Source organism: uncultured Pseudacidovorax sp. (assembly GCF_913773995.1).
Lineage (GTDB): Bacteria > Pseudomonadota > Gammaproteobacteria > Burkholderiales > Burkholderiaceae_C > Xenophilus.
Genome location: NZ_CAJYES010000042.1, coordinates 18491 through 30786, shown reverse-complemented (window position 1 = coordinate 30786; position 12296 = coordinate 18491). Strand labels below are relative to the sequence as shown.

Genomic DNA, 12296 nt, shown 5'->3' with positions numbered 1-12296 from the left:
CCCCGATGTCTGACACCTCGGCCGCGGCCCATCCCTACGAATCCCTCACGCCGGACGCAGTGCTCGATGCGCTGGCCAGCGTCGGCCTGTATGGCGACGGCCGGCTGCTGACGCTCAACTCCTACGAGAACCGGGTCTACCAGGTGGGCCTGGAAGACCGCTCGAACGTGGTCGTCAAGTTCTACCGGCCCGGCCGCTGGAGCGATGCACAGATCCAGGAGGAGCACGACTTCGCCACCGAACTCGCGGCCGACGACATCCCCGTCGTCGCGCCGCTGGCGCTGGAAGGCCGCACGCTGCACCACCATGGCGGCTTCGCCTTCGCCGTCAGCCCCTCGCGCGGCGGACGCGCGCCCGAGCTGGACGACTTCGAGGTGCTGGAATGGGTGGGCCGCTTCCTGGCGCGCATCCACGCCGTGGGCCGCAAAAAGCCCTTTGCCGAGCGGCCCGCGCTGGACTTGGCCAGCTTCGGCACCGCCTCGCGCGACTGGCTGCTGGCGCACGACATGGTGCCACTGGACGTGCAGAAGGAATGGGAAGCCGCCTGCAACGAGGCGCTGGCGATGATCGGCGCCACGGCCCTCGACACGGCCAAGCCCGCCGGCGAACTGCGCTGGCTGCGCGTGCACGGCGACTGCCATCCCGGCAACATCCTCTGGACCCCCACCGACCGCCCCGGCGGCGGCCCGCATTTCGTGGACCTGGACGACGCCCGCACCGGCCTGGCCGTGCAGGACCTATGGATGCTGCTCTCCGGCGACCGCGCGCAGCGCACCGCGCAGCTGTCCGGGCTGCTCGACGGCTACGAGCAGATGCGCGAGTTCGACCGCCGCGAACTGGCGCTGATCGAGCCGCTGCGCACGCTGCGCCTGCTGCACTACAGCGCCTGGCTGGCGCGCCGTTGGCAGGATCCGATCTTTCCGATCAACTTCCCCTGGTTCGGCAGCAGCGACTACTGGAAGGGCCAGATCCAGATGCTGCAGGACCAGTGCGAGGCCATGGCCGAGGAGCCGCTGTATGCCTGAGCCTTCGCCCGCTCACAAAAGTGCCGCCATCGATCCCAGCCGCTGCCCCGTGTGCGGCCAGCCCAATGCCTGCGGTGCCGAGGCGGCCCGTTGCCACGGCGAGCCGTGCACCGACTGCTGGTGCATGACGGTGGCCATTCCGGCTGCGCTGCGGGCCCAGGTGCCGGCCGAGGCGCAGGGCCTGGCCTGCATCTGCAGGAACTGCGTGGCTCAGGCCTGCCTCGCGCCAGCGTCGACGGTCAAAGCGGCAGGCACTTGAGCTGCACGCCGGGCGCCTGCAGGCGCTCCGCATACAGGCCTTCGCGCGCGGGCGACAGCAACGCATGCAGGCCCTCCATCAGCGGCACGGTGTCGCCCGCCTTGGCCTGGCGGTAGCAGCGGCCCAGGTTCTCCAGGCTGGCCTTGAGCGCCTGGCCCCGCGCGGCATCGCTGCGCGCCAGCGCGTCGGCCTGGGCGTTGAGCCAGTCCTCCTGGGCCTTGAGGCTCTGGTCGGGCAGTTTGGCGGCTTCCTCCTTGGGGATCATGGTGGCGTACAGACGCTGCAGGCTCTGCTCGCCACCCTGGGCCATGCGCAGGCTCGCGTCGTAATGCACCTCGAAGCTGCCCTGGCGCCAGATCACCCGGCGCACCTGGTAGTCGAGCTGGCCCTCTGCCCCGCCCAGGGTCTGGATCAGTTCGCGGGCCTTGGCGTTGTCCGGGTCCTCGCCGAAGTTCTGGCGCAGGGCCTGGGCGATGGCGGCGTCGCCGGGGTAGCGGATGTCGCCGCCGGCCGCATTGCGCTCGCATCCTTGGAGCAGCACTGCGCCGGCCAACACGGCGGCCAGCGCCATCGGCAGGCGCCGGGGCCTCGTTGTTCTCAAAAGCATTGGTCTGAAAGTCAATGGAACACGGCCGCAGTGTGCGGGCCGGATCGCCGGGCGCGCGCCAGAGAAGGCCGACGGGCGGTTACGGCCACGCCGGGTTTGTGAACGCCTGTTTCCAAACTGTGTGCCGCCTGACCTCGAATTCGTATCCGCGGCACCCCTTCGGGTTTGACAACACCCTTCAGCTTCCGTTAAGGCTCGCCGCCCCGTCGTCGACCCCAAAAACTGACCACTTTGGTGCACAACTGGGCTGGGAGGGAGCTGAGGACGACGCGTCCGTTGCGTCCTGGCCTACCCGGTCACGACCACGAAATTCTTCACACTCCAGCGCGGGATTTGGAAGCAAACGCAAAAAAATGTGAGCAACACAGCGACTTACATCTATGTCAAAGCGACATCCGGGACGCCGATAGATTGCGGTCCGTGGTCCCGAGCGGACCGCGCTTCAACCCATCTCTCATCGCATCCAACAGGAGTCCTTTCCATGAAGAAATTCGTTGCAGCCGGTGCCGTCGCCCTCATGGCCGGTCTGTGCGCCCCCGCCTTTGCGCAAAGCGGCGCCGTCACCATCCCGGGCGTGGGCAAGGCCAGCGGATCGACCGGTTCCGAGATCACCAACAGCCGCATCACCGTCAGCGGCAACAAGGCGCGCGACGTGCTGGCCGGCGGCGGCGAGGCCGGCGTGATGAAGGTCGGCGCCAACGTCAGCATGACCGGCATGGCCAACGTCAACTCCGTGAACATCACCGGCTCCAAGGTGCGCAACAGCGAGATCACCGTCAGCGGCAACGAGGCCGACACCATCAAGGCCATCGGCGGCACCGCCAACGTCAACTCCGTCAACATCAACTGAGTGGACGCCCTCGCTTGGTGTGCCGGGACGGCCGCCGGGCGGGAGGGCTGACCACCCCGCCGTCCCGGACACCGGATGGAGACCGTGCCCGTGCCCCAGGCCCCGAGAAAGAAGAACACCGCCCTCGTCCATGCCCTCGCCCTCGTGTGCGGCGGCCTGGCCGGCCTGGCGACGACCGGCGTGCAGGCGCAGGAGAGCGTGCTGCACGGCCTCGGCTGGATCACCGAGCGCCCCGGTTCCACGCTGCAGGGCGGCAGCAGCGCCCGCAACACGGGAAACCGCGCCAGCGGCGAGGTGATGGCCGGCGGCGGCAAGGCCACCGCGGGCGCCGGCATCGCCGGCTCGGCCGAGCTCATCGCCACCTCGCAGGCCAACATGATCGGCCTGTCCGCGCTCGAGACGCGCAACACGCAGGTGTCGGTTCTGCAGAACCAGGTCAGCGGCTTCGTGCGCGCCATCGGCGGCGCGGCCTCGGCCAACAGCGTCCTGCTGTCCGGCGGCCAGGGGCGTCGGCCGCTGGCCGACAGCCGCATCCAGATCCAGAACAACCAGGCGAGCCGCATCGAGGCCCACGGCGCCAAGGCGTCGGTGGCGCTCGGTGCGGGCTCGCTGCAATTGCCCGGGCGCGCCACCGCCAACGGCCTGCTGGCCGACGAAAGCGACCTGCGCCGCCTGCGCGCAGACATGACGGGCAACCGCGCCGAAGGCGTGGCCTCGCTCGGCGGCGCGGCCATCGCCAACGGCAGCACGCTGGCTCGCACGCCGGTGGACGACCTGCAGATCACCCAGACGGACAACCGGGCCCGCGACGTGCGCGCCGGTGGCGGCAGCGCCAGCGTGGGCTGGGGCGTGATCGCCTCGGCGCAGCTCAGCGGCGTGGCCGCGGCCAATGCGCTCACGGCGGCCAACAGCCGCCTCGAAGGCGCGCGGCTGCTGCAGCAGGGCAACCAGGCCGAATCGATCACGGCCACCGGCGGCAGCGCCCTGGCCAACAGCCTGAACCTGGCCGACTACCAGGGCGCGGCACTGCGCCAGTACAGCGCGCAGATTGCCAACAACCGAGCGAGCCGCGTCGATGCCGACGGCGGCAGTGGCTCGGTGCTGGGGGGCGCGCTGGCCGATGTGCAGATGGCCGCGGTGGCGCTGGCCAACAGCATCTCGGTGCAGGGCGGCAGCGCCGAGGGCAGCACCCGGCACACGGTGAGCGGCAACGTGGCCGACGGCGTGCGCGCCAACGGCGGCGCGGCCGTGGCCAACAGCGTGTGGCTGCGCAAGGCCACGACGCGCTCGACCAGCGTGGTCATCCAGGACAACAAGGCCGACAGCGTGGCCACCACCGGCTTCCAGGGCAGCGCGGCCGGCGGGCTGATCGCCTCGGGCGAGCAGAACGCCATGGCGCTGGTCAACAGCCTGGCCGTGCTGGGCTCCGAAGTGGACGCGGGCCGGGTCGATATCCTCGGCAACCAGGCCTCGGGCCTCTCGTCGCGCGGCGGCAAGCTGGTGGCCAATGCCGTGAGCGTGGAAAAGGGCGAGGGCGGCGCATCGCGCCTGTCGGCCCGCACCACGGTGCAGGACAACAGTGCCCGCCAGATCGCCACCGGCGCCGCCTCGGGCGGCGTTGCGGGCGGGCTGGCCTCGACCGACCAGAACGCACGCGCGGCCGTCAATGCCGTGGTGCTGCACCAGAACGCGCGCGCCGACGGCGGCTCCACCCTGCAGGTGACGGGCAACCGCGCGTCCAACGTGAGGGCGCCGGGCGGCACGGCGCTGGTCAACGCCCTGGGCGTGTACCGGGACTCCCAGCTCTCGGGCAGCCCGGTGACGCTGGCGGACAACCAGGCCAGCGACGTGACGGCGGGCGGCGGCTCGCGCCAGGCGATGGGCGCCGGCTCGGCGAAGAACGGCATCCTGGTGGCCAACGGCCTGTACCTGGAAGGCGAAGGCGGCGCGCGGCTGACCTCGTCGCCGCTCACGGTGCGCGGCAACACGGCGCGCCAGCTGCAGGCCGATGGCGGCCGGGTGAATGCCAACGCGCTGGCCGTCAACGGCCAGGGCGATGTGCAGGCCAGCCCGGTCACACTGACCGGCAACCAGGCCAGCGACGTGCGCAGCACTGGCGAGCAAGGCACGCTCTTCGGCAAGGCCGTCAGCGGCGGCGTGGGCCAGGCCTATGCCAACGCGGTGCAGGTGCTGGGCCGGCTGCGCGGCAGCAGCCTGGCCCTGGCCGACAACATGGCCGGCCAGGTGCGTGGCGACCAGGCCCTCGCGGCGGCCAACAGCGTGCTGCTGGACGAGAGCTCGACACTGGAAGGCAGCAGCGTCAGCCTGCGCGGCAACCAGGCGCAGGGCGTGCAGGCCCAGGGCGGCCATGTGGCGGCGGCCAACAGCCTGGTCAACGAAGGCCGCATCAGTGGTGCGCAGATCGGCATCGACGGCAACCGCGCCACCGTGCAGGCCGATGGCGGGGACGCCATCGCCAACACGGTGCGCAACCGCGGCAGCATGGCCGGCAGCCGCGTGACGCTCAGCGGCAACCAGGGCCAGGTGGCGCGCAAGGGCACGGCCAACAGCGTGGACAACAACGGCACGCTGGCCGGCGGACAGATCACCATCCTGGGCAACCAGGGCAGCGTGCAGGACGGCGGCACCGTCAATTCCTTCGTCAACAGCGGCCGTGCGACGGGCAATGTGCACATCGCCGGCAACACGGGCACCGCGCGCGGCAACGGCAGCCTGGCCAACAGCGTGCGCAACACCGGCAACCTGGCGGCCAACATCACCATCCTCGGAAACCAGGGCACGGCCAGTGGCGGCGGCGTGGTCAACAGCGTGGTCAACCGCGGCAACCTGAGCGGCGCGGTGGCCATCGTCGGCAACCGCGGCACGGCCTCCAACGGCGGCACGGTCAACTCGCTGGTCAACACCGGCACCATGGCCGGCAAGGTGACCATCGCCGGCAACCAGGGCTCGGCCGGCATGGGCGGCACGGCCAACTCGGTCATCAACCGCGGCAGCATCACCGGCAGCGTGACCATCGTGGGCAACAACGCCCGCGCCGGCATGGGCACCACCACCGCCAGCGTGCGCAACTACGGCGCGCTGGCTGGCGCGGCCGGCGTGACCGGCGGCGCCCCCTGGGCGGCCAGCGTCGGCAAGACGATCACCCTGCCCTCCACCGGCGTGGTCAACCGCAGCGTGACGGTGGGCCCGGCGGTGACGGTGCTCAACATGTGATTCAACCCACTCTGGAGACCTTCTTCATCATGCGCGCACGCACAACCCTTCCGCTTCTGGCCGCAGCCACCGCCCTGCTGCTGGCCGGCGGGGCGCAGGCCCAGCTCGTCAACTACAGCGAGCAACTGGGCAACTACAAGGACAACAAGGACGCGGGCGTGAAGCTGATCGATGGCGTCACGCCCGGCGTCACGGCCCGCGCCCGGGTGGCCCGGGCCCTGGAGCAGAACAAGGTGGTGGACCAGCAGGCGCTGGTGCAGCCCGACGGCACGCTCAAGCTGCCGGCCAACCAGACCAACCTGGTGATCCGCACCGACTACAGCAACGTCCAGCAGGGGGCCGACGGCCAACTGCGCATCGCGAGCCCGACGATCCAGGGCAACGTGAGCGGCAACGTGACGCTGTTCGTCGACGGCAAGGGGGTGGAGAACATCACCGTGCTCAACAACGGCCGCTGACGCAGCACCACCGGCCCGCGCGGGCCGCACCACCGCGCACCGATAACAACAACGCTCCTTTGCCGACCATGACCTTCGCACTCGCCCGCGGCGCCCGGATCAGCGCCCGCCTCGCCACCCTCGCCGCCGCCGCTGCGCTCGTCGCAGGCTGCGCCACCACGGAGAACGCCCTCAAGGACGCCGACCAGCTACTCGCCGAGCGCGAGGCCGCCCGGTCCCTGCCCACCGCCAACCTGAGCCAGTACGCCGCCGCGCTCACGCGCTTCGGCACCATGCTCGACGTCTACAAGGACGGCGACCCGGTCGTCTACATGCAGACGCGAAACATCCTCGATGCGACCAACCTCTCCAACCCGCTGGTGGGTTCGGAGATCCCGGGCGACATCACCGAGATGGTCCGCACCGCCGTCAACCGCATCGGCGCGCGCATCGTCTACGTGCCCTACCACCCCGACTACCTGATCTCGCAGGCCCAGCTGGGCGCGCGCTTCGGCGTGACCATGCCGGACTTCCTGATCACCGGCGCCTTGACCGAATTCGACCGCGCGCTGTCGGGCGCGGGCCGCTCCAACTCGGCCAGCGTGGACTTCGGCAAGGGCAAGGGCGAGACCAACATCGGCGCCGACTTCAAGCGCACCGCCATCCTCTCGGCCCTGGCGCTGGACCTGAACCTGGTGAGCTTCAGCACCCAGCAGATGGTGCCGCGCGTGCAGGCGTCGAACGTGATCAAGGTGCTGAACTTCAGCTCGGAGGACAACGCCAGCCTGGGCTTCTACGGCGACGCCTTCGGCTTCAAGCTGGAGGGCAAGTACCTGCAGGGTCGGCACTCGGCCATCCGCACGCTGGTGGACCTGAGCGTGCTGGAGCTGATGGGCAAGGCCACCAACACGCCGTACTGGCGCTGCATTCCCGGCGGCACGCCCGACCCGGTGGTGGTGGACAACATGCGCAAGTCTTTCGAGGCGCTCACGCCGCAGGTCAAGATCGGCCTGATCCAGGTGACGCTGCGCAAGTACGGCGAGAACGTGGCCATCAACCAGCAGCTGGACGCGCCCACGCAGGAGGCGCTGCGCCGCGTGTATTCCAGCCGCTATCCGCAGCTGGGCGACACGGTGGACGTGCTGAGCTGGCAGGGCTTCGAGCCGCTGTTCTTCGGCGTGCCAATGCCGTGGGACGGCCAGCTGGCCGCGCCTTCGCCGGCCACCGTCACGCCGGCGGCCGGCACGGTGCCGCCCGCGGCGGCCGCGCCGGCGAGGACGGGCGCATGAGGCTGCCACAGGCCTCTTCCGCCTGCATGCGCGGCGCGACTGCCTCGGCGCCAGCGCAGCATCCGACCGCGCTTGCGGCACGGATGCTGGCGAGCGTGGCAATGGCCACCATGCTGTGCATCGCAAGTGCACATGCGCAGACCGTGATCGGCAATCCGGGCGCCAACGTGAGCAGTGGCGCAGCCGTGAGCAGCGGTGCCGCAGGCGCGGTCGTCAGCGGCTCGGCGGCGGCCACGCCGGTCACGCCCGCAGGCGCCAACACGACGCCTTCTGCCGCCGCCGAGGCGGGCGCGCGTTTCGTCGAGTCGTGCCAGCAGGCCATCGAGCGCGGCATGGTCAACCCCGGCTGCCAGGGCCCGCTCTACGGCAGCGAGATCTCGCGGCTCAAGGAAGACGCGCTGCGCACCCAGAACCCCGCCCTTCTCACCCTGCTGGGCGACGCCTACCAGAGCAACCGCAGCGGCATCTCCGACATCGGTCAGGCCTACCGCTGGTACCTGCTGGGCGCGGTACGCGGCGATCCACGGGCCATGCAGCGCCTGTCGGACCTGTACCGCAACGGCCAGGGCGTGCCCAAGGACAACATCAAGGCCCTGGGTTACGCCCGCCTGGCGCAACGCCTCGCGCTGCCCGGCAGCCAGAACGCCCAGGGCGCCGCCGAGACCATCAACAGCCTGGGCCAGGAGATGGCGGCGGAGGAGACGGCGCTGGCCGACCGCTTCGCCAGCGAGCTGGAGGCGCAGATGCGGCAGGCGCCCGGTGCGACTGCATCCGGCGCGCCCGCAGTGCCGGGCATTGCAGCGCCGCCGCCTGCGGCCGCGCTGGGGCCGGCCGGCCCCAAGCTCTCCGGCCCGCCCGGCCTGGGCGCCCTGCGGGCCGCCGAGGCCAGCGCGCAGACGCCGTCGCCCGCGCCAGCGCCCGCCCCTGCACGTTCGCCGCTCGGCGGCTTTCCTGGACAGGAGGCGCTGCAAGCGACGCCCGCGCCGTCGTCGCCATCGCGCTGAGCGCCAGGTTCCGGCCGCCCCTCTGCATTCCCCGTGACGAGACCTTCGCCATGATCAAGAGACCTTCCACCCCTCCCGCATCCCCCGCCCGCAGCCCCTTGCGGGCGCCCCGTGTCGGGGCAGCACTCGCCGCCGGCCTGGTGGCAGGCGCCGGCTGGGCCGCCGGCCTTTCTTCCGAGCGAAGCACGACCACCATGATCGAACGTCCCGGCCCCGGCACCAACCGCATCGAAGTCACCGGCAACAGCGCCAGCAACGTGCAGGTGCGCTGCGCCGACGGCACCGCCACCACGGCCGGCGCCAACGTCAACAGCGTCGACATCGACAGCCGCGCCCTGCAGGGCCGCACCGTCGTCGTCACCGGCCGCAACACGCGCGACGTGAAGGCGGGCGTCGACTGTGCCCAGGGCGGGGCCGGGGCGGCAGCCAACGTCAACAGCGTCAACATCCGATGAAGCCCACGCACGCCTTCCCACTCGCCGCCCTCGTACTGGCCGCGGGCCTGCTGGCCGCCTGCTCCGACCAGGACAGCACGCCGGCAGCGTCCACCCCCACGCCGTCACCTGCCGCCGCGCCAATGACCAGCCCGGCGCCCGCAGTGCCCCCTGCGGCGGCGCCTGCAGCAAGCGGCGCTTCCGCGCCTGCGCCCGCGCCTTCTGCTGCGCCCGCCGCCGCCACCCCCACCAGCGCACGCCAGTTGCCCCTGTCCGTGCAGGGCGTGGCCAGCGCCGGCCTCACCGTTCGCGTGAAGGGCGTGGAGCTGGGGCCGGATGCGACCGTGCTGGACGTCAGCGCCTCCTTCGCCAGCCCGCTCACCAACTGGACGCAGATGGCGTCCGGCGACACCTACCTGCAGGACGAGGCCGGCAACAAGCTGATGCTCAAGCGGCCCGAGGACAACCGCTACCTCAAGATCAAGACCGGCGACACCATGGAAGGCCGGTTGGTCTTCCTGGGCGCGGTGCCGGCCGATGCGCGGCAGGTCAAGCTCGTCATCAACGAAGGCAGTCCGCCCGACGACACCAACAGCCCCGGCCTGGAGATGGTGCTGCCGCTCAAGGCCGGCGGATGAACCGCGCGGCAGCCGTGGTCGGCGCGGCCGGGCTGCTCGTCGCCTGCGCCGCGATGGCACAGGCGACCCCGGCGTCGGCCGCAGGGGGTGGCGGCTATCAGGTGCGGCGCAGCGCCCAGTCGCTGGCCGGAACGCCCACGCGCTGGCAACCAGCGGCTGGCGCACCCGTCAGCGAATGGCGCCCGGCCGGCACCGGCAGCAGTTGGCAGCGCGCCGCGTCCGAATCCACCTTCGGCAAGGCCGGCACGCCCGACACCACGCTGCGTCTGGCGGAGGTGCCGCCCGCACGCCTGGCCCGCACCCGCACCTTGCTCACCGAGCTGAACGCCCGGCCGACGCCGCAGAAGGCCATCGTCGTCGACCTGCCGGCGGACGTGCTCTTCGACTTCGACAAGGCCGATCTGCGGCCGGACGCCGAGCCCGCACTGGCCCGCGCGGCCGAACTGCTGCAGGGCTATCCCGATGCCCCGGTGCGGGTGCGCGGCCACACGGATGCGCGCGGCAGCGATGCCTACAACGAGGCGCTGTCTCTGCGTCGCGCGCAGCGCGTGGCCGAGCGGCTGGCCGCCGCGACGGGCACGAGAAAGCTGGAGACCGAAGGCCTGGGCCGGCGTGAGCCCATCGCCGCCAACACCCGGCCCGATGGCCGGGACGACCCCGAAGGCCGGCAGAAGAACCGGCGTGTGGAGATCGTGATCGGCCCGCGCGCCTCCAACGGATGAGCGCACAACGAGGAGATGCCATGGCGCTGATCGACTGCCCCGACTGCGGACGCCGCGTGTCGCCGCGCGCGCCGAGCTGCCCCAACTGCGGCGCGCCGATCGCCGCCACGGGTCATCCTGCCGATCGACGTCTGGTGATGCCAGGACTGCTCGGCCGACTGACGGCGGTGCTGGGCGCCTGGCTGGTGTTCCCGTGGGTGGCGCGGCTGCTCGCCTTCCTTGCGGGCATCGCCCTGCTGATCGTGATGTTCACGACGGCGCGCTGAGCGCACCGCCGCTTCGATCAGGCGGCGAGCGGCTGCTGCGGCAACGGCTCGTCCGCGTTCGCGGCAGGTGCCTCCGCGGACATCGCCGCGGCGCCCTCGACCGGGACGGGCGCCTGGTCCTGCTGCGACACGGCGGGCTCGGGCGACGGATCCTGCACCGGCACCGGATCGCCGGCCGGCGGCGGCTCCTGCACCGGCGCCGGCTCGCCACTCTCGGCGCGCACCGGCGCCGGCTGGCCGCGCTGCGCGGTCACCAGTTGGTAGATGAACTGCAGCTTGCCCACCGCCGCATGCGGCAGCACGAAGGGATAGAAGTCCGGCTGGCCCATGCTGCGCGACAGCTCGTTGAGCACGTTCGTCAGCCGCACCCAGCCGTTGAGGAAGTCCAGGAAGCGGTCGGCGTCCTCGTGCTCGGGCTTCCAGAGGTCTTCGCGCGTGAAGAGGTCGCTGGTGAGTTCGACGTTCACGGCGTTGACGCCGAAGCTCAGGGCGGTGTCCACCGTGTCGGCCATGTGCAGGTAGTGCGCCCAGGTCTCGGCCCAGTCCTCCCAGGGATGGGTGCTGGCGTAGCTGGTGACGTAGCGCAGCGCCCAGTCGGCCGGCGGGCCGTTCTCGTAGTGGCGCTGCAGGGCCTGCCCGTAGTCTTGCGTCTCGTCGCCGAACAGGGCGCGGAAGTCCTGCAGCCAGGGCGTGGGCGCGACCAGGACGTCCCAGTAGTAGTGGCCGATCTCGTGGCGGAAGTGGCCCACCAGCGTGCGGTAGGGCTCGCGCATCTCGGCGCGCGTCTTCTCGCGCTGGGCGTCGTCGCCTTCCTCGATGTTGAGGGTAATCACGCCGTCCTGATGCCCGGTGAGCACGCGCGGTGCGCCTGGCAGGTTGGAGAGGAAGTCGAACGCCAGGCCATGCGCCGGATCGGCCAGCCGGGTGCTGATCGGCAGGCCCAGCGCCAGCAGCTGCGACATCAGGCGGCGCTTGGCCGTCTCCATCTTCAGCCACAGCTCGGAATTCTCGGGCACCGACAGGTCGGGGATGGTGCGTGTGGCGCTGCAGGCCAGGCACAGGCCCGGCGCGAGGCCGTGGGTGTGCGCCAGGCCCGGGTCGGCTTCCTCGTCGTCGGGGACCAGCCAGTTGCAGCCGGCGGCGGTGCTGAAGTTGGCGCAGCGCCGGTAGCGCGGCCCGGCCGGCTCGCCGAAGACGGTGAACAGTTCGGGATCGTCGGTGGGCGCCAGCGGCAGCACACCGACCCGCGAGGTCACGTAGCCCAGTGGCGTGCCGCAGGCCAGGCACTGGCTGTTGCGCAGATAGACCGGCCGGCCGCACTGGCAGACGTAGGCGCGGCTGACGGCCGGCGCGGCCAGTTCGTCGGCCAGCGCGCCGCCACTGTGCACCTGGGCGGAAGAACTGTCGGATGTGAGCATGGGCACTCCCCTGTTGTGAATCGATATCGGGACGAGGGAGCGCACGGCGTTCGACACATGCGCCAGCGATGCGCTTGTGCCCTGCTCCGCCCCCGGACCGCAGGATTGTTCAG

At 71.3% G+C, this 12296-nt stretch carries 13 protein-coding genes; 11 read left to right on the top strand and 2 right to left on the bottom strand.

Annotated elements, in window-relative coordinates; genetic code table 11:
* The first annotated feature begins 5 nt into the window (after window positions 1-5).
* Together QZ772_RS04090 and QZ772_RS04085 are read left to right on the top strand one after the other, a co-directional pair.
* A complete protein-coding gene (locus tag QZ772_RS04090; RefSeq protein WP_295523293.1) occupies window positions 6-1025 on the top strand; it encodes a serine/threonine protein kinase in 1020 nt (339 codons plus the stop codon).
* On the top strand, window positions 1018-1284 hold the full coding sequence (locus QZ772_RS04085) for a cysteine-rich CWC family protein (protein WP_295523291.1): 267 nt from the start codon (window positions 1018-1020) through the stop codon (window positions 1282-1284). Before QZ772_RS04090 ends, QZ772_RS04085 begins: the two co-directional genes overlap by 8 nt.
* Here QZ772_RS04085 and QZ772_RS04080 read toward each other — a convergent pair.
* Window positions 1265-1855, bottom strand: coding sequence for a hypothetical protein (locus tag QZ772_RS04080; RefSeq protein WP_295523289.1), 591 nt, complete (start codon window positions 1853-1855; stop codon window positions 1265-1267). The two genes, QZ772_RS04085 and QZ772_RS04080, sit on opposite strands and share 20 nt — an antisense overlap.
* Before the next feature lie 517 nt (window positions 1856-2372).
* On the opposite strand from QZ772_RS04080, the gene QZ772_RS04075 reads away from it, so the two are divergent.
* The 9 genes from QZ772_RS04075 to QZ772_RS04035 all read left to right on the top strand — a co-directional run bounded on the left by QZ772_RS04075 (window position 2373) and on the right by QZ772_RS04035 (window position 10765).
* Window positions 2373-2741 (top strand): hypothetical protein, encoded by a 369-nt coding sequence (locus tag QZ772_RS04075; protein ID WP_017757875.1) that lies wholly within the window; start codon window positions 2373-2375, stop codon window positions 2739-2741.
* A gap of 75 nt (window positions 2742-2816) precedes the next feature.
* Window positions 2817-5975: a hypothetical protein gene (locus tag QZ772_RS04070; RefSeq protein ID WP_295523288.1), complete on the top strand. Its 3159-nt coding sequence runs from the start codon at window positions 2817-2819 to the stop codon at window positions 5973-5975.
* On the top strand, window positions 5972-6433 hold the full coding sequence (locus QZ772_RS04065; RefSeq protein WP_295523285.1) for a hypothetical protein: 462 nt from the start codon (window positions 5972-5974) through the stop codon (window positions 6431-6433). The genes QZ772_RS04070 and QZ772_RS04065 overlap by 4 nt, the downstream gene beginning before the upstream one ends.
* A gap of 68 nt (window positions 6434-6501) precedes the next feature.
* On the top strand, window positions 6502-7701 hold the full coding sequence (locus tag QZ772_RS04060; RefSeq protein WP_295523283.1) for a hypothetical protein: 1200 nt from the start codon (window positions 6502-6504) through the stop codon (window positions 7699-7701).
* Window positions 7698-8705, top strand: coding sequence for a hypothetical protein (locus tag QZ772_RS04055; RefSeq protein WP_295523281.1), 1008 nt, complete (start codon window positions 7698-7700; stop codon window positions 8703-8705). The genes QZ772_RS04060 and QZ772_RS04055 overlap by 4 nt, the downstream gene beginning before the upstream one ends.
* A gap of 194 nt (window positions 8706-8899) precedes the next feature.
* Window positions 8900-9160, top strand: a complete 261-nt coding sequence (locus QZ772_RS04050) for a hypothetical protein (RefSeq protein ID WP_295523278.1) — start codon at window positions 8900-8902, stop codon at window positions 9158-9160.
* Window positions 9157-9777: a hypothetical protein gene (locus QZ772_RS04045; protein WP_295523276.1), complete on the top strand. Its 621-nt coding sequence runs from the start codon at window positions 9157-9159 to the stop codon at window positions 9775-9777. Before QZ772_RS04050 ends, QZ772_RS04045 begins: the two co-directional genes overlap by 4 nt.
* Entirely contained in the window at window positions 9774-10499 is a 726-nt protein-coding gene (locus tag QZ772_RS04040; protein ID WP_295523274.1) for an OmpA family protein, read from the top strand. Before QZ772_RS04045 ends, QZ772_RS04040 begins: the two co-directional genes overlap by 4 nt.
* 20 nt (window positions 10500-10519) lie before the next feature.
* Window positions 10520-10765, top strand: a complete 246-nt coding sequence (locus QZ772_RS04035; protein ID WP_295523272.1) for a zinc-ribbon domain-containing protein — start codon at window positions 10520-10522, stop codon at window positions 10763-10765.
* A gap of 17 nt (window positions 10766-10782) precedes the next feature.
* Here QZ772_RS04035 and QZ772_RS04030 read toward each other — a convergent pair whose 3' ends face one another.
* Complete coding sequence (locus QZ772_RS04030; protein ID WP_295523270.1) at window positions 10783-12183, bottom strand: putative zinc-binding metallopeptidase; 1401 nt, start codon at window positions 12181-12183, stop codon at window positions 10783-10785.
* Window positions 12184-12296 lie beyond the last annotated feature (113 nt).